General features: G+C 44.1%; 21 protein-coding genes and 5 tRNA genes. 14 read left to right on the top strand and 12 right to left on the bottom strand.

Annotated features, from left to right (window positions below; all coding sequences use genetic code 11):
- From BET10_RS18910 to lolB, 11 genes are all read right to left on the bottom strand, one after another.
- Positions 1 to 85 (bottom strand) — tRNA-Leu (locus tag BET10_RS18910).
- A gap of 122 nt (positions 86 to 207) precedes the next feature.
- Positions 208 to 284, bottom strand: a tRNA-Met gene (locus BET10_RS18905).
- Between the two features lie 2 nt (positions 285 to 286).
- Positions 287 to 361 (bottom strand) — tRNA-Gln (locus tag BET10_RS18900).
- 30 nt (positions 362 to 391) lie between these two features.
- A tRNA-Leu gene (locus BET10_RS18895) sits at positions 392 to 476 on the bottom strand.
- Positions 477 to 519: 43 nt separating this feature from the next.
- Positions 520 to 596 (bottom strand) — tRNA-Met (locus BET10_RS18890).
- A gap of 255 nt (positions 597 to 851) precedes the next feature.
- Entirely contained in the window at positions 852 to 1,943 is a 1,092-nt protein-coding gene (gene ychF / locus BET10_RS18885; protein ID WP_070987324.1) for a redox-regulated ATPase YchF, read from the bottom strand.
- Positions 1,944 to 1,990: 47 nt separating this feature from the next.
- Positions 1,991 to 2,575, bottom strand: coding sequence for an aminoacyl-tRNA hydrolase (pth, locus tag BET10_RS18880; protein ID WP_070987321.1), 585 nt, complete (start codon positions 2,573 to 2,575; stop codon positions 1,991 to 1,993).
- A 19-nt stretch (positions 2,576 to 2,594) separates the two neighbouring features.
- Positions 2,595 to 3,209, bottom strand: a complete 615-nt coding sequence (locus tag BET10_RS18875) for a 50S ribosomal protein L25/general stress protein Ctc (RefSeq protein ID WP_070987319.1) — start codon at positions 3,207 to 3,209, stop codon at positions 2,595 to 2,597.
- Between the two features lie 168 nt (positions 3,210 to 3,377).
- The gene (locus BET10_RS18870) at positions 3,378 to 4,325 is read right to left on the bottom strand and encodes a ribose-phosphate pyrophosphokinase (protein ID WP_070987317.1); all 948 of its coding nucleotides are present in this window, start codon (positions 4,323 to 4,325) and stop codon (positions 3,378 to 3,380) included.
- 74 nt (positions 4,326 to 4,399) lie between these two features.
- The gene (gene ispE / locus BET10_RS18865) at positions 4,400 to 5,254 is read right to left on the bottom strand and encodes a 4-(cytidine 5'-diphospho)-2-C-methyl-D-erythritol kinase (protein ID WP_070987315.1); all 855 of its coding nucleotides are present in this window, start codon (positions 5,252 to 5,254) and stop codon (positions 4,400 to 4,402) included.
- 1 nt (position 5,255) lies between these two features.
- Positions 5,256 to 5,813 (bottom strand): lipoprotein insertase outer membrane protein LolB, encoded by a 558-nt coding sequence (gene lolB, locus BET10_RS18860; RefSeq protein ID WP_240503718.1) that lies wholly within the window; start codon positions 5,811 to 5,813, stop codon positions 5,256 to 5,258.
- A 110-nt stretch (positions 5,814 to 5,923) separates the two neighbouring features.
- On the opposite strand from lolB, the gene hemA reads away from it, so the two are divergent.
- The 14 genes from hemA (at position 5,924) to BET10_RS18790 (ending at position 19,331) form a co-directional block, all read left to right on the top strand.
- A complete protein-coding gene (hemA, locus tag BET10_RS18855; protein WP_070987311.1) occupies positions 5,924 to 7,180 on the top strand; it encodes a glutamyl-tRNA reductase in 1,257 nt (418 codons plus the stop codon).
- Between the two features lie 7 nt (positions 7,181 to 7,187).
- Positions 7,188 to 8,273 carry a peptide chain release factor 1 gene (gene prfA, locus BET10_RS18850; RefSeq protein WP_070987309.1) on the top strand — a complete coding sequence of 362 codons (1,086 nt, stop codon included), beginning with the start codon at positions 7,188 to 7,190 and terminating at the stop codon, positions 8,271 to 8,273.
- A gap of 2 nt (positions 8,274 to 8,275) precedes the next feature.
- Complete coding sequence (prmC, locus tag BET10_RS18845; protein WP_070987307.1) at positions 8,276 to 9,130, top strand: peptide chain release factor N(5)-glutamine methyltransferase; 855 nt, start codon at positions 8,276 to 8,278, stop codon at positions 9,128 to 9,130.
- Positions 9,131 to 9,163: 33 nt separating this feature from the next.
- A complete protein-coding gene (locus BET10_RS18840; RefSeq protein ID WP_070987305.1) occupies positions 9,164 to 10,714 on the top strand; it encodes a response regulator in 1,551 nt (516 codons plus the stop codon).
- 12 nt (positions 10,715 to 10,726) lie between these two features.
- Positions 10,727 to 11,101 (top strand): SirB2 family protein, encoded by a 375-nt coding sequence (locus BET10_RS18835; protein ID WP_070987302.1) that lies wholly within the window; start codon positions 10,727 to 10,729, stop codon positions 11,099 to 11,101.
- Positions 11,102 to 11,297: 196 nt separating this feature from the next.
- Positions 11,298 to 12,107 (top strand): tetratricopeptide repeat protein, encoded by an 810-nt coding sequence (locus tag BET10_RS18830; protein WP_070987300.1) that lies wholly within the window; start codon positions 11,298 to 11,300, stop codon positions 12,105 to 12,107.
- A 21-nt stretch (positions 12,108 to 12,128) separates the two neighbouring features.
- The gene (locus BET10_RS18825) at positions 12,129 to 13,379 is read left to right on the top strand and encodes a DUF819 family protein (protein ID WP_070987298.1); all 1,251 of its coding nucleotides are present in this window, start codon (positions 12,129 to 12,131) and stop codon (positions 13,377 to 13,379) included.
- A 12-nt stretch (positions 13,380 to 13,391) separates the two neighbouring features.
- Positions 13,392 to 14,246: a 3-deoxy-8-phosphooctulonate synthase gene (gene kdsA, locus BET10_RS18820; protein ID WP_070987296.1), complete on the top strand. Its 855-nt coding sequence runs from the start codon at positions 13,392 to 13,394 to the stop codon at positions 14,244 to 14,246.
- A 60-nt stretch (positions 14,247 to 14,306) separates the two neighbouring features.
- Complete coding sequence (locus BET10_RS18815; protein ID WP_070987294.1) at positions 14,307 to 15,200, top strand: transcriptional regulator GcvA; 894 nt, start codon at positions 14,307 to 14,309, stop codon at positions 15,198 to 15,200.
- On the top strand, positions 15,200 to 15,829 hold the full coding sequence (locus BET10_RS18810; RefSeq protein ID WP_070987292.1) for an alpha/beta family hydrolase: 630 nt from the start codon (positions 15,200 to 15,202) through the stop codon (positions 15,827 to 15,829). Before BET10_RS18815 ends, BET10_RS18810 begins: the two co-directional genes overlap by 1 nt.
- Positions 15,822 to 16,190: a DUF423 domain-containing protein gene (locus BET10_RS18805; protein ID WP_070987442.1), complete on the top strand. Its 369-nt coding sequence runs from the start codon at positions 15,822 to 15,824 to the stop codon at positions 16,188 to 16,190. The genes BET10_RS18810 and BET10_RS18805 overlap by 8 nt, the downstream gene beginning before the upstream one ends.
- Before the next feature lie 12 nt (positions 16,191 to 16,202).
- Positions 16,203 to 17,288 carry a 23S rRNA (cytidine(2498)-2'-O)-methyltransferase RlmM gene (gene rlmM, locus BET10_RS18800; protein ID WP_070987290.1) on the top strand — a complete coding sequence of 362 codons (1,086 nt, stop codon included), beginning with the start codon at positions 16,203 to 16,205 and terminating at the stop codon, positions 17,286 to 17,288.
- A 63-nt stretch (positions 17,289 to 17,351) separates the two neighbouring features.
- Positions 17,352 to 17,603 carry a Rho-binding antiterminator gene (locus tag BET10_RS18795; RefSeq protein ID WP_083330612.1) on the top strand — a complete coding sequence of 84 codons (252 nt, stop codon included), beginning with the start codon at positions 17,352 to 17,354 and terminating at the stop codon, positions 17,601 to 17,603.
- A 129-nt stretch (positions 17,604 to 17,732) separates the two neighbouring features.
- Positions 17,733 to 19,331 (top strand): formylglycine-generating enzyme family protein, encoded by a 1,599-nt coding sequence (locus BET10_RS18790; RefSeq protein ID WP_070987286.1) that lies wholly within the window; start codon positions 17,733 to 17,735, stop codon positions 19,329 to 19,331.
- A 120-nt stretch (positions 19,332 to 19,451) separates the two neighbouring features.
- Here the strand turns inward: BET10_RS18790 and BET10_RS18785 are convergent, their stop codons facing one another.
- Positions 19,452 to 21,209 carry a winged helix-turn-helix domain-containing protein gene (locus BET10_RS18785; RefSeq protein ID WP_070987283.1) on the bottom strand — a complete coding sequence of 586 codons (1,758 nt, stop codon included), beginning with the start codon at positions 21,207 to 21,209 and terminating at the stop codon, positions 19,452 to 19,454.
- Positions 21,210 to 21,321 lie beyond the last annotated feature (112 nt).

Raw genomic sequence — 21,321 nt, 5'->3', positions numbered from 1 at the left:
TGGTGCGGAGGGAGAGACTTGAACTCTCACACCCGAAGATACTGGAACCTAAATCCAGCGCGTCTACCAATTCCGCCACCCCCGCACAAGGAGGTTGTACTAATTCTGATGGAACCTAAATCCAGCGTCTAATCGACATCTGGCCAATTCCGCCACCTCTGCACAGGAGGTCGTGCTTTTTACCACATTGCACTTTGTGGGAGTAAATGGTGGCTATGCCCTGATTTGAACAGGGGACCCCATCATTATGAGTGATGTGCTCTAACCAGCTGAGCTACATAGCCATTGGCTGGAGTACCAGGATTTGAACCTGGGAATGGCGGGATCAAAACCCGCTGCCTTACCGCTTGGCGATACTCCAACAACGTTTACTCAAACCAACTTAAAAAGTTGGTGCGGAGGGAGAGACTTGAACTCTCACACCCGAAGATACTGGAACCTAAATCCAGCGCGTCTACCAATTCCGCCACCCCCGCAATTTGACCAGCTAAATCGATGAGTTTGGTAGTAATAAAAGCATGGTGGCTATGCCCTGATTTGAACAGGGGACCCCATCATTATGAGTGATGTGCTCTAACCAGCTGAGCTACATAGCCATCTTTTTTTATTTCCCATCATCGCTGATGCGGGGCGTATTATGCTGATATGCCCCAAACACGTCAACACCTTTTTTGCAAAAAACTGACTCAGAGTGTTTGTTTGCAGATTAAATAGCCGAATTGGTCATGGAAATGTCACTGTCCGCTGCTATTTTAATCGATTAATAAAAAAGTATGCTCTGCTGCGACAAGAGCAATATGCAGCAACAAACAAAAAAGGGCCAGCAGGCCCTTTTAATATTTTATGGTGTCTTAAACATTAAATAAGAAGTTCATTACATCGCCATCTTTGACGATGTAATCTTTACCTTCTTGGCGGAATTTACCCGCATCTTTAGCGCCACTTTCACCACGATATTGAATATAATCATCAAAAGCAATGGTTTGCGCGCGGATAAAGCCACGTTCAAAATCCGTATGGATCTTGCCAGCAGCCTGCGGAGCGGTAGCGCCAACAGGAATTGTCCAAGCGCGCACTTCCTTTACTCCAGCGGTGAAGTAGGTCTGTAGTTTAAGTAGTTCATATCCGCCACGGATCACTAGGTTTAGACCTGGCTCTTCAAGACCAAGGTCTTCCATAAACTCAAGCTTGTCTTCATCTTCAAGTTCAGACAGCTCTGCTTCAATTGCAGCACAAACCGGGATCACAACAGCATCTTCGGCTGCCGCGATTTCGCGTACTTTATCTAAGTAAGGGTTATTTTCAAAACCGTCTTCGTTTACGTTAGCAATGTACATGGTTGGCTTAATTGTTAAGAAGTTTAGTGGCTTAATAGCCTCTTTTTCTTCTTTATCCAACTGTAATGAGCGTAGTGTTAGGCCTTCATCTAAGTGGGCTTTTACTTTTTCTAACACAACGTTCTGGAATTTGGCTTCTTTATCGCCACCTTTGGCTTTTTTGGCATTTCTTTGCATGGCGCGATCAGCTGCATCCATATCTGCCAGTACTAGCTCAGTGTTGATAACATCAATATCATCAGCTGGATCGATAGTGCCCGCTACGTGAACGATATTTTCGTTTTCAAAACAGCGTACTACATGACCAATAGCGTCCGTTTCACGAATGTTCGCTAGAAACTGGTTACCCAGACCTTCACCTTTAGAAGCCCCTTTAACTAGGCCGGCGATATCAACGAATTCCATGGTTGTAGGCAAAATACGCTGAGGGTTCACGATCTCGGCTAATTGATTTAGGCGATTATCAGGAACCGGTACCACACCCGTATTTGGCTCGATAGTACAAAATGGAAAGTTTGCGGCTTCGATACCCGCTTTAGTTAATGCATTGAAAAGGGTAGATTTACCAACGTTAGGTAAACCAACAATGCCACATTTAAAACCCATAGTTTTGAACCCTAATTTGTCTCAGATAAACGCAATATAAATTTAGATCACGGCTTAAATGAATGTAGTCTGTTTTGTGCTTTTAACACACCGTCTTTTGCCAGTATTTCCATACAACGCACCGCTTCATCCACTGCTGCGTCAATTTTTTCCTGATCTTCTTTAGGCGCTTTACCAAGCACCCAGCCAGTCACTTTATCTTTGTGCCCAGGATGACCAATACCAATGCGTAAACGCAGAAATTCTTTATTGTTGGCCATTTTCGCGATGATGTCTTTTAGGCCATTATGACCACCATGCCCACCGCCTTTTTTAAGTTTGGCGATGCCAGGGTCTAGGTCCATTTCATCATGTGCAACGAGAATATCTTCAACTGGAATTTTATAAAAATTCGCTAAACTGCTCACGGACTTACCACTTAAATTCATATAGGTGGTAGGGATCAGAAGTTTGAATTCTTTATTATTTATAATGACTTTACCTGTCAGACCAAAGTGTTTGGCGTCAGGTTTTAATTGGCAGTTGTAGCGCTTGGCCAGTTCAAGAATGAACCATTCACCAGCATTGTGACGTGTGTTTTGATATTCGGGGCCTGGATTAGCCAGGCCCACAAGCATTTGAATATTATTCAAGGTGCTGACACCTTAATAATTATTCAGCAGCTTCTTCAGTTGCTTCTTCAGATGCAGAACCTTTAGGCGCGTTTAGAGTAACAACCGCTTGGTCATGACCTTCGCCTTTAGCAAGTTCAACTGAAGCAACACCAGCTGGAAGTTTGATGTCAGTTAGGTGTAAAGTTGCACCAACTTCAAGCGCTGCTACGTCTACTTCGATGAACTCAGGAAGTGCAGCTGGTAAACATGTTACGTCGATTTCAGTAACGTGGTGAGCAATAGTGTTGCCGCCTTTAGTTGCTGCTTCTTCATTTAGGAAGTGGACAGGTACTTTAGTGTGGATCTTGTGGTTAGCATCTACACGTTGGAAGTCTAAGTGAGTGATCTTAGGCTTGTACGGGTGACGTTGAATGTCTTTAAGAATTGCTTCTACAGACTCACCAGCAATGTTTAGCGTAAGGATGTGGCTGTAGAAACCTTCATCTTCTTGAGCTTTGATTACTTTGTTGTGATCAAGAGTTAGCGTTAGCGCTTCTTTATCAGCACCGTAAAGGATTGCTGGTACCTTGTCTGCACGACGTAGGCGGCGGCTCGCACCAGTACCTAACTCAGCGCGTACTTCGGCATTCAATGTGTATAATTCGTTAGACATAATGTCTCCAAAAATTTTAGTTTAAAGTTTAAGGTGCTCGCGACCAAACACCCTACCTAAAAAAGGCGCGCTACTATACCATTGCTGAGTGATAAATAAAACATAGAGATACAAAAAAAGCACCCTGGGGTGCTTTTATAGTGCTAGTTGCTATGTTTATTCAACATCTTAGTGCTGAAACATCGCCGAAATAGATTCTTCGTTGCTAATACGACGAATCGTTTCTGCTAGCATATCAGCCAGAGTCAGTACTTTAATGTTATCTAGAGTACGTAGCTCGTCTGATAGTGGAATTGAGTCTGTAACGATTACTTCATCAATAACTGAGTTGCGTAGATTTTCAGCAGCAGCCCCTGACAAAACAGGGTGTGTAGCGTAAGCAAATACGCGTTTTGCGCCATGCTCTTTAAGCGCTTCAGCTGCTTTGCATAATGTACCGCCAGTATCAATCATATCATCCACGATGATGCAGTCGCGACCTGCAACGTCACCAATGATGTGCATAACTTGTGATACGTTTGCTTGTGGACGACGCTTATCAATGATTGCCAAGTCGGTATCATTAAGCAGCTTTGCGATAGCACGAGCACGTACAACACCACCAATATCTGGTGATACAACAACCACATCGTCAAATTCACGTTCTTTCATATCATCTAACAGTACTGGGCTACCAAATACGTTATCAACTGGAACGTCAAAGAATCCTTGGATTTGTTCAGCGTGAAGATCAACCGTTAATACACGGTCAACACCAACACTAGATAGGAAATCAGCAACAACCTTAGCTGTGATTGGCACTCGGGCAGAGCGTACACGACGGTCTTGACGAGCGTAACCAAAGTAAGGGATCACGGCAGTAATACGACCCGCAGAGGCACGACGTAGCGCGTCGACCATAACGATAAGCTCCATAAGGTTATCGTTAGTTGGGGCACAAGTTGACTGGATAATGAAAACATCCGATCCGCGTACGTTTTCATTGATTTGAACACTGATCTCGCCGTCGCTAAAACGACCAACTACAGCGTCACCTAATTCAATGAATAAACGTTTTGCAACTTTTTGAGCTAACTCAGGTGTTGCGTTACCAGCGAAGAGCTTCATGTCAGGCACGGTAGGGTTCCTCAGGCACTGAATTTTTGGACTAACATGCAATGACAGAGTCAAAACAGGCTAACTTAAACAATTTACTTCTGCATTTTAAGCCAACTATCAAGCTGCGTATGAGCAGGTGATATGTTGGTACTAGGGGCTACAAACCCTTGCCAGTATGACGGTAATGAACTGAGCACACGCTGTGCTGCATCTGCTGAATCAAGTTCAACAAAACAACACGCTCCGGTTCCTGTCATACGGGACGGGCCATATTTTAGCAACCAGACTAGGGTCTTTTCAACCTCGGGGTAGAGCTTTTTAACCAAAGCCTCACAATCATTACTGGTATTTGCCAGTTGCCAATCACTTGTCAGCTTTGCCGTATTTCGAGGTAAATCTGGGTGAGTGAAGATAGCACCTGTGCTGACATGAACACTTGGAAATACTACGCAAAACCAGCGCTGGGGCAGCTTTACGGCGGTTAACTTTTCTCCGACCCCTTGTGCTAAAGCGGTTTTTCCATTGACAAAAACAGGAACATCAGCCCCCAATTTAAGACCTATTTCAGCCAGTTCTTGCAAGCTTAAATGACATTGCCACAATTGATTTATTGCTAATAATGTTGTGGCAGCGTCTGATGAGCCACCACCAACACCACCTCCCATTGGCAGCTTCTTGCTCAGTGAGACTAAAATGCCGGTCTCTGCGCGGCGAAAAGGGCGCAGGGCTAATGCGGCTTTATAGATAAGGTTGTCTTCAAGGGGGATATCGCCGGTATCCCCAATAATTTCTACCTTATCATGCTCAGTACAGGAAAACGTGAGTTCATCACCAAACTCTAAAAATGTGAACAGGGTTTCTAACTCATGATAGCCGTCTGCACGTTGTGCGTTGATGTGTAAAAATAAATTAAGTTTGGCTGGCGCCATTAACGAAAGCGAAGTCATATTAAAACTGCCATGAGTTGAGCTGAATTTTGATTTTGAGTGTATTATGAGTCAGGTTAATTCGCGTTGGAAGCCACATATCGTCGACTAAGGAATACTGAGCATAGTTTGCTTGCCAAATTTGCCCCTGCTCATCTTGCCAACTGCTAGAGGTTAAACGCCCATAGCTATCGTATTGATTGCTATCGTTGTTTACTGTGCCAGTGAGCCAAGCAGGCGCTTGGGCAACCGGTAAATCCATGCCACTTAAGCGTTTAACGAGTTGTTGACTGTCACGGTCTAAATAGGTGTTGCCATCATATTCAAGTTCACTGTACTGCCCCAATTCAGTGAGGGATAAAATTCGAGTGCCAATGAAGCTAGTCAGGATCAGTTGTTGTTTGTAGTCTTTGAGCTGCCAATTAAAATTGGCTGACTGGCGTTGCTTGTCACTGAGGAAAGCTAACTTACCACTTGCTTGCCAGCTTTTTTGTTCCTGTAATAATGCTTTCCAGTCTTGGTTTGGCTGCTGTGTAGGGGTGATTCTTTGCGCACATCCGTTAAGAAATAAAAAAAACATGAGCAAAATCAAATGAAATCGTGTCAAATGATGTTCCTTACTTTCCATATTCGATTGATTTTTGGTAAAATTGCTGGCTTTAAAACAGGGCTCGGGCAATTCTGGCATCTATGACCATCATCGCACTCGGTATAAATCACAAAACAGCATCGGTAGAACTACGTGAAAAAGTTGCCTTTTCTCCTGAGCAATTGTCTCAAGCACTCACTGAGTTGGCCCATCACGCTCAGTTTAAAGAGTCCGTAATTGTTTCAACCTGCAATCGTACCGAAATCTATTGTAGCCTTGAGAGTGAGAATTCCCAAGCGCTTCTTCAGTGGCTTGCATGTTTTCACAACATAGATGAAGCACAGCTGAGTGATAATGTTTATGTTCATCATAATCAAGACGCAGTGAATCATTTGATGCGTGTAGCGTGCGGATTAGACTCGTTAGTGTTAGGTGAGCCGCAAATATTGGGTCAAATCAAGCAAGCGTACAGTAGCGCAAAGCACCACAATGGCATCAAGCCTACCTTTGAGCGGTTGTTTCAAAAGACTTTTTCGGTTGCAAAACAAGTACGTACCGAAACTGACATCGGTGCCAGTGCGGTGTCGGTAGCCTATGCGGCAGTCAATTTGGCAAAACACATTTATGGTCAATTGGATAAAACTCGCGTGTTATTGATTGGTGCTGGCGAAACCATAGAGTTGGTTGCTAAGCATTTATTTCAACATCACCCCAAATCAATCACGGTGGCAAATAGAACGATTGAACGTGCACAAGGGTTGGCAGAAGAGGTCGATGGCCAAGTAATCTCATTAGCACAATTGCCAGAAGAATTACACAAAGCTGATATTGTTATTTCTTCCACCGCAAGTACTTTGCCAATAATCGGCAAGGGCGTTGTAGAACAGGCACTCAAGCAAAGGCGACACAAGCCAATGTTGCTTATCGATATCGCCGTACCGCGTGATATTGAGAGTCAGGTGGGTGATTTAGATGCGGCTTATTTGTATTCAGTAGATGACTTACAGGCCATTGTCAGCGAAAATATGGCTAGTCGTGAGCAAGCCGCGCGTCAAGCGCAGGCGATTATAGAAGAAAAAACCAGAGAGTTTGCCCAGTGGCAGCGCTCTTTAAAGTCTGTGGATGTGATTCGCCAATATCGCGACAGCGCCCAACAAATTAAAACCGAGTTGGTTGAAAAAGCACTTAACCAGCTAGAAGCAGGCAAGCCTTCAGATAAGGTATTGCTAGAGTTGGCCAATAAGCTCACCAATCGATTAACACATGCCCCAACAAAAGCGATTCAAGAGGCTGCAAAATTGGGTGACGTTGAGCAATTGGCACAACTTAAACAAACATTAGGAATTGAGCAGGAATAAGACGTTAATGAAAGAGTCCGTATACCGTAAGTTAGAGACCTTAGCCGAGCGCTATGAAGAAGTTCAAGCGATGCTAAGTGACCCAGAAGTGATCGGTGATCAGAACCGTTTTCGCGCGTTGTCAAAAGAGTACTCAGAGCTTGAAGATGTTGTAAAGGCGTTTGCTGCTTATCAACAAGCGCAAGAGGATGTCGCGACCTCGGAAGAGATGTTGAAAGATTCAGACCCAGATATGCGTGAAATGGCCCAAGAAGAATACAAAGAAGCCAAAGCAGCAATTGCACAGCTTGAAGATGATTTACAAGTGTTGATGTTGCCAAAAGATCCAAAAGACGATAACAACGTATTTCTTGAAGTGCGAGCAGGTACCGGTGGTGATGAGGCTGCTATCTTTGCGGGTGACTTGTTCCGTATGTATAGCCGTTATGCAGAAACGCAAAAGTGGAAAGTTGAAGTAGTGAGCGCCAATGAGGGTGAGCACGGCGGCTACAAAGAAATCATAGCCAACATTAGTGGTGATGGGGTGTATGGTAAACTGAAGTTTGAGTCAGGCGCACACCGTGTACAACGCGTACCAGAAACCGAATCACAAGGCCGAGTACATACTTCCGCATGTACCGTTGCCGTGATGGCAGAGATCCCTGAAGCAGAAGCGATTCAGATTAACCCTGCGGATCTAAAAATCGATACCTTTCGCGCCTCAGGTGCCGGTGGTCAGCACGTTAACAAAACGGACTCCGCGATTCGTATCACCCACATACCAACCGGCGTGGTAGTTGAATGTCAGGACGAACGTTCACAGCACAAAAACCGTGCTAAAGCGCTATCTGTACTGGGTGCTCGGTTGCAGCAAGCTGAAGACGAGAAGCGCCAAGCGGCAGAGGCATCAGAGCGTCGAAACCTAGTGGGAAGTGGAGATCGCTCAGAGCGTATCCGTACTTATAACTACCCGCAAGGTCGTATTACCGATCACCGTATCAACCTGACATTATATCGCCTTAACGAAATCGTAGCCGGTGACTTGGGTGCTATCATCGACCCGCTATTGTTAGAACATCAGGCTGATCTATTGGCCGCGATGGGTGAAGAATAAACGTGACGACATACAATGTAGCCCAAGCAATTGCATGGGCTACTGAACTTTTAACGACCTCTTCCGACAGTGCTAAGTTAGATAGTGAAGTCTTGCTGCTGCATGTGTTAGATAAACCCCGCAGTTATCTTTTTGCTTGGCCAGATGAGCAACTTTCACAGCAACAGCAAACTCAGTTTATCGCGCTGATTGACAGACGAAGACTGGGAGAGCCTGTGGCCCATATTGTGGGCATGCGCGAGTTTTGGAGCTTGCCACTGGAGGTTAATGCCAGCACGTTGATCCCAAGACCAGATACCGAAACGCTGGTCGAGCACGCATTAAGTTTAGCGTTACCTGATAAGGCCAAAGTGCTTGATTTAGGGACCGGAACGGGGGCCATCGCATTGGCACTTGCATCTGAGCAAGCGTACTGGCAAATCACTGCACTTGACTATTCGCACGATGCAGTAGCTCTTGCAAAACGCAATCAGCAAAAGTTAGGTTTCAATAACGTAGAAATCGCTCAAAGTGATTGGTATCAGGCTGTAGCGCAACAAAGATTTGACTTGATAGTGAGTAACCCGCCATATATTGAGCATGATGATCATCATTTGTCACAAGGGGATGTCAGGTTTGAACCCTTAAGTGCATTAGTGGCAGGTGACGAAGGAATGTCTGATATTAAGATTATCATTGCGCAAGGTAAACAACACCTTAATCATGGTGGTTATTTACTGATTGAGCACGGTTATCAGCAAGCTACTAAATTGCAGCAGTATTTTGCACAAATGGGTTATAGCAATATACTTACAATTAAAGATATGGCAGGCTGTGATCGTGTCACTCTAGCCCAATGGCTTGGTGAGTCCCTATAAACCCTATTTGACGTGCACTGAAAGGATCCCTATATGGATGATTTTTTGTTTTCTGATGAACCGAGTGAAGTCATTGAGCCAGAGCATAGTGGCAAATGGAAAGTGATCATCGTAGACGATGAACCTGAAGTCCATGCTGTGACTAAATTGGCTCTGAGTGATTTTGAATTTCAAAAAAAGCGCTTAGAATTTTTAAGCGCCTACTCAGGGGAAGAAGCACGTAAAGTCATCAGTGAACACCCTGACGCAGCCATTGTACTGCTTGATGTTGTGATGGAAACCGATGATGCTGGATTACAAGTTGCTAAGTTTATTCGTGAAGAAGCTAAGAATAACCACATTCGCATCATTTTAAGAACGGGGCAACCGGGACAAGCCCCTGAGCGTCAAGTAATCGTCAATTATGATATCAACGATTACAAATCAAAAACCGAATTAACCGCACAAAAGCTATTCACTGTAGTGATGTCGAGCTTGCGATCTTATCGCGATATTTTAGCGATTGAACAATCTCGTCAAGGCTTGGAAAAAATCATTTGTGCGTCACGGGATATTTTTGCCACCCATTCAATTGAACATTTTATCAAAGGAGTGATGCAGCAGTTAACGTCATTGCTTGGCACCGTGGATGAGGCGATGTATGCCACGTCATTGGTGGCCAGTAACTTAAGTGGCCGAAAGAGTGATCAACTTGTTGTATTTACTGGGCGTGGCGAATTTGAGCGCTGTGAAGGAAAGCCAATAACAGAAGTATTAACTACCGAGCAGCTTGATGCCTGCAACCAAGCATTGAGTGAGAAAGGCATTGTTTATAAAAACAATTACTTATTTGCATACTGCTCAAGTGAGTACAATCACAGTTCTATGCTTTTTGTGTCAGGTATCCCAGAATATTTAACCGACACGCAAAAACACCTGATAAAAATATTCTCGCAAAATGTACAGTTGGCATATGAAAATGTGCAATTACAAGCCGAGATTGAGAGCACGCAGCAGGAGCTCGTCTACCGTTTGAGCGAAGCGCTAGAGCAACGCTCAACTGAAACGGGTAATCATGTTAAGCGTGTCGCATATATGTGTGAGCTATTCGCAAGCCAGAGCGGTTTAAGTCACCATGATGTTGAGCTGCTGAGAATGTCATCACCACTGCATGACGTTGGTAAGGTCGGTATTCCTGATGCTATTCTCAATAAGCCTGGCAAGCTGAATGACGAAGAATGGGATGTCATGAAGTCACACACGCTTAAAGGGTATCGAATTCTCCAAGACTCAAGGCGTGAGATTGTAAATGCTGGCGCGGTGATTGCCAAAGAGCATCATGAAAAGTGGGACGGCACAGGTTATCCTGAAGGTAAAAAAGGTGAAGATATTCATATTTTTGGCCGTATCGTCGCATTAGCGGATGTGTATGATGCGCTGCGTCACAAACGTTGCTATAAAGAACCTTGGACCAAAGAACAAGCGCTGGCAGAGATTAATAACCAAAAAGGCAAACATTTTGACCCTAGTTTGGTTGATATTTTAAATGAACACATTGATGATGTAGAAGCCATTTTGGCTCGTTTCCCTGACAAACAACACTAATAAAGAGTAAATATGGATTACTTAGCGTTAAAACATACACATATGCTATTCGTCGTGCTCAGCATTTTATTATTTTATACCCGCGCCTTTTCGCGTTTTGGCAGTGGTAAACTGGCTGCTAATAAGGGCGTTTTCATAGCTAGCCACGGTGTTGACACCCTGTTATTGGTTTCAGCAATCGCTTTGTTAGTCGCAGGTAGTATTAATCCTCTGGGCCAGCCTTGGTTACTTGAAAAGATAGTATTGGTAATCGCTTACATTGCGCTTGGCATAATAGGTGCGAAATCTACCAATAGACAAACGCAAGTAGCGACTTTTATCGGCGCAACAATCTCGTTATTGGGTGTCGGCTATTTAGCAAGTACAAAAGGTGCACTGGTCCTGTAACCTAAACGCCACAGGCCTATGTTAAAAAAGCGCTTTGATGCGCTTTTTTAGTTTCTTTGGTTAGTACTTATCACTTATTCTTGGGTGACGGAGATAATTAAAACTATGCAGCTCATAGCATCGCTATTTGGGTCTGTAGTAAAAAGTGGTAGACTAGACTTTCGTTTATTAGAAATTGTGAGTTGACTCGGGATATATGACTGATATCTGGTTCGAAGAACAAGACGGTAGTACAGATTACATACCTCAGGATCCTCTATTTCGCTGTATCAAGGCGGAGAGGCATTGGGATGCGCAAGCCAAACTAGAAACCAGCTTTTGTCAGCTATCAGAGTTAGAATTGCTGGTAGAGAAAATTTGCGTCCAATACCCGCATCCACATGAACGGTTAGATAAACTATTAGATGCTTTTTACACTGTTTGGCTATTCAGTGGCAGTGACCAAAATATTCCAGAATATACACTCAACAGCGTGTGTTATGTACTTAATATGCGTAGTGGTTCACCTACCGCACTGGCGATGATCCTCAGTCATCTATTGCAGCGAGCAGAGTTTGACGCGAATCTAGCTTTAAGCCAAGGTGAGGTTGTGGTGCACGTTGCAATGAGCAACGAAGAAGGCTATTTAGTTGACCCAAATAGTGGCCAGCAAAACTGGTATATTGTGCCTGAAAACGACGCTGACGCAGATAAGAATGAAGAGCCATTAGAGTTGGTGATGGGAGATGAAGCGGTAAAGCTTTATCTTGCACAACAAAAGTGGGCTTTTATTGCGGCAGATAAGTTTAGTCATGCCTTAAGTTGCGTTGAGTTATTGATGGATTTAATTGGTGATGATCCTTACGAGCGTCGTGATAGAGGTTATTTACTTAATCAACTCAACTGCCCCAAAATGGCAAAGGAAGATCTACAATTCTTTGTTGACGAGTGCCCAGATGATCCAACTATAGAGATTATTCAGCACCAAATCGCAGAACTTGCCGATCACAACAACATACTCCATTAAAAAATAATAACGAGGGCTGTTATGGAACAAGGATCAGCTTTAATCACAAACAATGCTGTTATTCTGGGCTTGCTTGCACTCATTCTTGGGTTTGTGTTTTATACATCAAATCTAAAGCAGGGTTTTTGGGCCAAATTTTACAAATATGTACCCGCACTACTCATGTGTTACTTCTTGCCATCATTACTTAATACCTTTGGTATTGTTGATGGCAGTAGCAATGATGTGTACACGGTTGCTAAATACTTTCTATTGCCTGCATGCTTGGTTTTACTCACACTTAGTATTGATCTTAAAGCCATTCTAGGTTTAGGTAAAAAAGCCATCATTATGTTCTTAACCGGCACCATAGGGGTGGTGATCGGTGGTCCTGTTGCTTTGCTCATCGTTGCCACTATCATGCCCGAATTACTTGGTGTTTCGGGACCTGAGGCATTATGGCGAGGTATGGCTGCGTTAGCCGGCAGCTGGATTGGTGGTGGAGCGAATATGCTTGCCATGAAAGAGATATACGGCGCAGGCGGAGAAATTTTCACGGTGATGGTCACAGTTGATATTGTGGTTGCCAACTTGTGGATGGCAGCGCTGTTAATGCTCGCTGCAAAACACAAAAAGATAGATGAAAAAACTGGCGCTGATACTAGTTCAATCGACCGTCTAATAGATAAGGTTCAGCAGTTTGAAGCTCAGCATGCACGCAAACCCGAACTGAGAGATTTTATGATCATGCTGGCTTTAGCATTTGGTGCAACTGGCCTTGCGCATTTCGCGGCAGACTTATTGGTGCCGTTTTTTGTTGAACATTATCCCGGCCTGAAAAAGTTCTCACTACACAGTAAACTATTCTGGATTATCGTGTTAGTGACCAGCATTGGCTTGGCATTGTCATTCACTAAAGCGCGTCAGTATGAAGCGGTGGGTGCCTCAAAGGTCGGAGCAAGCTTTTTGTATATCTTAATTGCAACGATTGGCTTGCATATGGATATAACCAAAATTGTAGAAGCACCTAAGTATATAATAATTGGTGTAATTTGGATGGCGATCCATATTGGGCTATTATTCTTGGTGGCAAAACTTATCAAAGCGCCCGTGTTTTATGTTGCGGTGGGCAGTAAAGCAAATATCGGCGGGGCTGCCTCGGCACCGGTTGTTGCATCAGCATTTCACCCCGCATTGGCTCCTGTTGGGGTATTATTAGCAGTACTTGGTTATGCACTGGGTACGTATATGGCGTGGCTCTGTGGTCAGTTGCTGCGTATCATTGGCAGTTAAATTGGAAGAAATATGAATACACAAACGATCAATCTGGCTAACATAGAAATTGCAAACGACAAACCGTTTGTGTTGTTTGGTGGGATGAACGTACTGGAGTCGCGAGACTTGGCGATGCGCATTGCTGAGCATTATGTGGAAGTGACTCAAAAGCTAAATATTCCATATGTGTTTAAAGCATCTTTTGATAAAGCAAACCGTTCTTCTATCAATTCATACCGTGGTCCGGGAATGGAAGAAGGGTTAAAGATTTTTGAAGAGATAAAAAGCACTTTTAATGTACCATTGATCACGGATGTTCATGAACCTTTTCAGGCGCAGCCAGTGTCAGAGGTGGTTGATATTATCCAGTTACCTGCGTTTTTAGCGCGCCAAACTGATTTAGTGGTGGCGATGGCAAAAACGGGGGCGGTTATTAATGTTAAAAAACCGCAATTTTTAGCGCCGCACGAAATGCGCCATATTTTGAAGAAAATCAACGAAGCAGGAAATGACCAGGTTATTCTATGTGAACGAGGTAGTAGCTTCGGTTACAACAACCTAGTGGTGGATATGCTGGGCATGGATGATATGAAACATATGGCACCGGTGATCTTTGATGCCACTCACGCATTGCAGCGACCAGGAGGACGCAGTGACTCAGCAGATGGACGTCGAGCACAGGCCGCTGAGCTGGCCCGTAGTGGTATGGCATTAGGTCTGGCAGGGTTATTTATCGAAGCACATCCAAATCCGAACGAAGCTAAATGTGACGGGCCCTGTGCTTTGCCATTGGCTAAGCTGGAAGGTTACTTAAAACAAATGAAAGCGGTCGATGAATTGATCAAGAGTTTCCCAGCGCTCGATACCAGTGCAAGTGACTTGTAATCAAAATAGATAGCCCAGTATATACTGGGCTTGTGGCTTAACTTGTAAGGCATTTTCGCTATGTCCAGAAGACTCCCTCCGTTGAATGCGCTCAAAGCGTTCGAAGCCGCAGCCAGACATTTGAGCTTTACAAAAGCTGCTGAAGAGCTTTACGTTACCCAAGCTGCGGTCAGTCATCAAATAAAAATCTTAGAAGAGCACTTGGGCCTGAAGTTGTTCCTACGCAAGAATCGCTCGTTGTTATTGACCGAAGAAGGTCAGGGCTATTTTCTGGATATTAAAGAGATCTTTTCTCAACTGATAGATGCCACTGAAAAACTATTAGCACGTGGTGCTAAGGGGTCATTAACCGTTAGTTTGACACCGAGTTTTGCGATTCAATGGTTGGTGCCAAGGCTCAGTTTGTTTAATGAGCTGCACCCTGAAATTGACGTTCGGATCAAAGCACAAGATCATGATGAAAACTCACTCACCGATGATGTTGACGTGGCTATCTATTATGGCCGTGGACATTGGAGTGGCGTACAAACACATAAATTACACACCGAGTACTTGGTACCGTTGTGTAGCCCGTTGTTACTTAACGGCCCGAAGCCTTTAGATCAGCCCAGCGACTTGGCTCATCATACGTTATTGCATGACACCACTCGAAAGGCATGGAAAGCGTGGATGAAAACAGCGGGCGTTAGGAATGTACAAGTGAACCAAGGGCCAATCTTCAGCCACTCTTCCATGGTGTTGCAGGCCGCGGTGCATGGCCAAGGTGTGGCACTTGGCAACAGTGTATTGGCTAAGCCAGATTTGGACTCAGGGCGTTTGATTATTCCGTTCAATCACGTGCTAGAAAGTAAAAATGCCTACTATTTGGTGCTGCGAGAATCGCAGGCTGAACTGGGTAAAATCGTATCATTTAGAGACTGGATGCTCAGTCTTGTAGAACAAGAGCAATTGTAATGACAATACAGTGGTTCAAACCAAATAAACCCATCGCGCAATTTGTTTTTGCCCACGGGGCAGGGGCGGGCAGTGACTCGCCATTCATGCAAACCATGGCGCAACATTTATGTGACTTAGGCATTTTAGTTGGCCTGTTTGATTTTGAATATATGCAACAAGCTAAAGCGCTAGGAAAACGTCGCCCACCAGATAGAGCGCCCAAATTACTGGCCTGTTTTGCCAGTCAGTTAGCGCAAATAGACTCGCAGCTTCCACTGTTTGTTGGCGGTAAGTCAATGGGTGGAAGAATGGCGTCAATGCTGGTTACCGAGGGGGAATACCCAATAAAAGGCGTGATTGCAATGGGTTACCCATTTCACCCGCCAGGTAAACCCGACAAGCTCAGAACAGAGCACTTTGCGGATATTCCTTGTCCATTTCTAGTGTTACAAGGAGAGCGCGACACCTTTGGCAATCAAGCTGAATTGGCGCAACTGCAACTTGATAAAGCGCCAGAGTACATATTTTTTGCAGATGGTGACCACTCACTTAAACCGCGTAAAAAAAGTGGTTACAGTGAAGCAGAACATTTGCTAGAAGCGGCGCAACAGGCCGCTAAATTTATGCGGGAACATGCTAATGATTAAGCTCTTTTTACTCGCTGGAAGTGGCTTTTGCATGCTATCAGTGATGCTCGGCGCATTTGCGGCGCACGGCCTTAAGCGTCATTTGGATGAGTATGCTTTGAGTATTTTCAAAACTGCCAGTGACTATCAAATGACCCATGGTTTGGCATTGATAGCTGTTGCCCTGCTGTTAAAGTGGGGCGTTAAGGTCAATCTATCTGGCTGGTTGTTGATAGCGGGTATTGCGCTGTTTAGTGGTAGTTTATACTTACTAGCGCTAACTGGAGTAAAATGGCTTGGTGCCATCACGCCGTTGGGCGGGCTATGTTTTATCGCCGCCTGGATAGTTTTGATCGTTAAAATCAGTAAACACACATTTTAAAAGAGAGCACCCATGTCGAGTGTTGTAATTTATTGTCGCAGCGGATTTGAAAACGACGCCGCTGCTGAAATTAACCACCACGCTGCTTTGCAGGGCGTTGGTGGTTATGTAAAAGCAAAGCCAAACACGGGCTTTGTGACTTTTGAATGCTTTGCACCAAATGATGCTCAGGAACTTATCAAAAAGGTAGATTTTAAAAGCCTGGTGTTTGCACGTCAGTGGTTTGCGGGTGTGTTGCTGAGCAATATGCCAATTGAAGACAGAGTCAGCGAGGTAAAAGCCGCGGTGAGTGACTTTCCTTTATGTGGTGATTTGCGTGTTGAAACACCGGATACCAATGAGGGTAAAGAGCTGTCGAAATTTTGTAAAAAGTTCTCGACGCCATTGGCAAAAAGCTTAGAGAAATTTAACAAGCTGACACGGGAGCACAAGCCGTCTAAGCCCGTCTTACACGTGTTGTTTTTAGCTAATGACACGGCTTATGTGGGGTATTCATTCAGTCACAACAACTCACCATTTTTTATGGGGATCCCGCGCCTAAAAATGCCCAGTGATGCACCGAGTCGTTCTACCTTAAAATTGGATGAAGCGTTTAATGTTTTCGTTCCTAAAGATGAGGTGGAGCAGCGCGTGCAGCCTGGTATGCGGGCCGTGGATTTAGGCGCATGCCCTGGCGGTTGGACTTATCAGCTAGTGCGCCGAGGCATGTTTGTTGCCGCCATCGACAATGGCCCAATGAACGAATCCCTGATGGAATCAGGGCAAGTGAAGCACTTCACCGAAGATGGCTTTAAATACTTGCCAGAGAAGCGCAATATCAATTGGTTAGTATGCGATATGGTTGAAAAGCCATTGAAGGTGACTAACTTAATGTTGGACTGGATAGTTAACGCTTTCGCTAAAGAATTGATATTTAACCTTAAGTTACCGATGAAAAAACGCTTCGATAGCGTTTATGAATGTCTGACTTTAATTCATGAAGAATTGCCTAAATATGAAGTGGACTATGAGTTACAGGCAAAGCATCTGTACCATGATAGGGAAGAGGTAACGGTTCATATCAAGGTGAATCGCGTACCACAGAAGCTATACAGTTAAATACTTTACAAGACCCCATTATTACCTTATTGGGGTCTTGGTAATATTTACGGGAGCAATCTGGTGCTAAGTTGCGACGAACATGATTACATAGAGATTGTTTGTATGTATCAATATCCCATAAGGCTCACGTTAAAAACTGGCGAGGTAGTAACGGGCATCGCGCTAGACACTAAGCGCAATGAGGCGCGTCAAGAGTGCATACAACTAAACCAAGGTGAGAAAACCAGTTTGGTTGTGCTTGATGAGATCCAAAAACTGGTAGTTACCATTAACAATCCCCATGTTAGTGAAATAACTTTTTTGACCAGTTAGAAAAATAGAGTTTTTTATAACCATATGAATAATAAGCTTAAGAAATAATCTTTTCAGAAAATAAAAGTTTAATAAGATTCCCCTCCTTTGATTGCTTACTGTGTTTTTGGAATTTACACAGGAGTATTTATGAACCACTTTCCTTTAGCGTTAATCATTACCTCAAGTATTGGCATATCGAGTGCCAAAGCGATGGTCTCAGACGATGTGATTGAGCCAATATTGCAGCGTATTTCCACGAGTGAGAACTCCAAAGACAATGACTTTTATATGAGTAAGTATGAAGTCACCGTGGCGCAGTTTAGCCAGTTTGTTAAAGATACTGGCTATCAAGTGCCAAAAAACTGTATGGCTTTTACGGATAAGCGCTGGCCCGACCCTGACAACCCTGGGTCCTGGGACTTGCCTGAGTACATTGCCAACCCATATCGACCAGTTGTCTGTACAGGCATTCGTGGCGCGCTGGATTACGCTAACTGGCTCGCAGAAAAAACGGGTAAATCGTATAAGTTGCCCACTATATCGCAATGGCGCTATGCTGCGATGGCAGGTAAAACAGGGCGTATGGCATTTGCTGATGACCTCAAACAACAGGAAGTTTGTAAGTATGAAAACACCGAAGATATCGCCAATATCGCAGGGTTTAAAAAGCACCATCAAGTGCGTTACAAGCGCAGCGTCAACTGTAATGATGGGGCTGTTTACCATACTGTTGTGGGAATGTATCGGCCCAATCAATTTGGCCTGTATGACATGATGGGCAATGTTAGAGAGTTTACCCGCAGTTGTCATGAATATAGTGATTCAAAGCAGCAAGTGTGTCAGCAATATATCGTGGCGGGTGAAGCGTGGCACTGGCAGCCAAGAGGAGTAAATGTACTGGATTGGATTGATAAAGACTTTCAAGGTAGCCTTGAAGGTATTCGCTTAGTACTGGAAACCGACGACCCCGGTCGTGCCTCTGAGGCAACTACGAGGTTTGCACGTCAACTAAAAGAAGCGCAGCTTGCGCAGCGGCAACACCACTTACAACTGCAAAAAATCCCCGCAACTCCAACCGGTATTATGGTGCAATCAGGTGAAAATAAAAGCTATAAAATTAGTTGGTTAGAGGTAAAAGGGGAAGCTGTTAAGTACGCGGTATATCGCGCAATGAGTGACTCTGCGAATGGTCATGCGACGGGTTTTACTTTACTCTCAGATAACCTAAAGTCACCACAATATATTGATAGCTCAGCCCCTGACGGAGCGTATGTTCGTTATCAAGTATTCTCTTACAACAAGCAAGGTGAAGGGCTTGGCAGTCAAATAGTCAGTTATGGCACGGCTAAAATATTTAAAGACGATGAGCGTATAGAGACAGAGCACTTTTTTGATGGTCAGTATTATTGGTTGGGTAAGCGTGATAGTGCAACCGTAGCTGGGTTTAGCGCTAACCCTGACCACTTTCCTACAGGCATTAAGCCACACAAGCCAGCGTGGGTTCAGTTGGGTTTTTCAGTCAAGCAGAGTAAAACAGCAATGCTTTCTTTTAGAGCACAAGCAGAACAAGACACGCGTTTTGAGCTGTGGCAAGGAAACCATTTAGTGGGTCGCTATGACATTCCTAAAAGTGATAAGTTTGCAACGTATACAGCCTCGGCCGTGCTTGTTGCTGGTAATGCACCGTTGGAAGTTCGTCTAGACGAATCGTCTTGGTTTGAATTGGACTGGTTAGAATTTAAATAGATAGCTGACAAGGGAATACCTTAAGTTGAGTACGCAAAGCGCTGCTTGGCTTAAGGCTTGTAAAAGCATATAGCTGCTAACGAATTTGTTGATGCGTTTATGTAGGGTTAAATATGCTGACTACATCGGCTCATTAAGTTGGCGTTCTAACCATTTTTGTTCTCCATTTCGTAGCAAGAAGTCATGATAGAGCTGGCGCTTATTATCTTGTGTGCCTAGATATCGATAGAGCGCACGCGCAGCATTGATACTACCATTTTTATCAAGCTCGCGTTGAGATTGCTGATAACTCTGCTCTAACAGGGCAATAGCTTGCTGGGTTTGATTTTGTGCAAGCAAGAGCTTGGCTTGAAGCAGGCTGTGGTTAACTGTTTCGGCGTTGTTGTGCGCTAACAAAGCGCTTGCTGCGGTTAGGTTATCCGCTTTAAGGTATTGGTTAAATAGTCGTTCAAAAGAATCATCGATTACCCAAAAGTTATGTTGAGTCCGTGGCAACTTAATGATCTTCTCAAGGTACTTGATGATGCTGTCATCGTCTTTACTAAACAAAACGTAGTGTAAATAGACAAAAGCCAAATTAGCAGGATGAAGCTGTTGCTCAGCAATGAGCTGCTGAGCCTCATTTAACTGTATATACTTGCGTTCATTCAAACCCAGTTTGGCGGATAGAATCGAATCTAATATGTGCAGCTGAAAACGGCCTATTGCATCAATGTTGTGTTTGGCAAGTTCCGCACCATACTGCAGTTGTGCGCTGACTTGTTCAGGGTTACGCATGGCATAGGCTAAAAATGCGCGTGCTTTAATGAGTTCGAATTTAAGGGGCCAAATTTGCGAGAGCTTATGGGTATCAAAGGTGTTTAGCGTTTCAAGCGCGGCTTCGTATTGGCCACTGTGTTTATGAATAAGTGCCTTTTGCAAGTTTGCTTGTAGCTTGATGGGCATGTTTTCAGTTGTGTTGGGCAATCTAAGGATGCTTGTTAGATATGCCAGTGCCGTGTCTGTGTGCCCTAATGCATTAAAGTGCTTGGCCAAAAACAAGTCAACACTTGGTTGAGATGTATATGCACTGCGTTCACGCAATAGATCGATCCAATGTGTAAGTGTCTGGTCGGTGTCGAATAGCCCAAGTTGGTGTAACTTATTTACTTTGTGCTCGATCAATTGCCCTAATTGCTTTAGGTCGTTGCTAAAAATATAGTCATGCCAATGTTTAGTTTTACCCTGCAAACGAAACTCAAAGATAACGCCATCGGTCAGAGTGTAAACACGGCCGCCCAACAACCAGTGTGCGTCATCCTCAAACTGGGATTGCCATATCAGTTTCGGCATCGTCAAATAATCACCAGCAAAGGGAGGAAGCTGTGCCAAAGGTGCAAGCTCAAATAAGCTCATTGAGCTTGTCAAGTTTATGTTTTCAATGCCATTAAATGGTAAAATATGGATAGTTGTGGGCCTAGGGCTGAGGGTTGTTTTTAGCCAAAAACCAAGTGCTAAGATGATGAGCGAGAGAACGATAAGGGCGCTTCGTTTACGTTGCATCTCTTGGGCTACTGAAACAGAATTAGGTGGGGCTTGTATGGTGGCTTCTTGTATTGGCACATTCCATTTGTAACCCCTTTTGGAGTAGGTCTGAATCGCGCGTTCACCAATAATTGCCCGTAACTGACTAATCGTTTGAAATACTACCTGCTCTGAAACAACTCGCTCTTGCCATACCGTCTCTAAGATCTGCTCTTTGCTCAGTGTTGTTCCTGCATTTTCAATAAAGAAGCTCAAGAGCGCTTGCTGCTTGGGTTTGAGGTAGATGGGCTTACCTTCATGGGTTAATAACCCATTTTTGGTATCAAAGCGAAACTTGTTAAATTCTACCAGCATGTGTTTGTTCTTATTATCAGCGATAGGCACATTATAAACATTTAGGTACTTAGGTAAATATTGGTCAGTGACCGACTAGTACGGGTAGCTTTACTTAAGGGGTTTGTCATTA

Origin of the sequence: Pseudoalteromonas amylolytica, assembly GCF_001854605.1 — a bacterium.
GTDB classification, from domain to species: domain Bacteria; phylum Pseudomonadota; class Gammaproteobacteria; order Enterobacterales; family Alteromonadaceae; genus Pseudoalteromonas; species Pseudoalteromonas amylolytica.
This window is presented reverse-complemented; position numbering and strand designations above follow the sequence as displayed.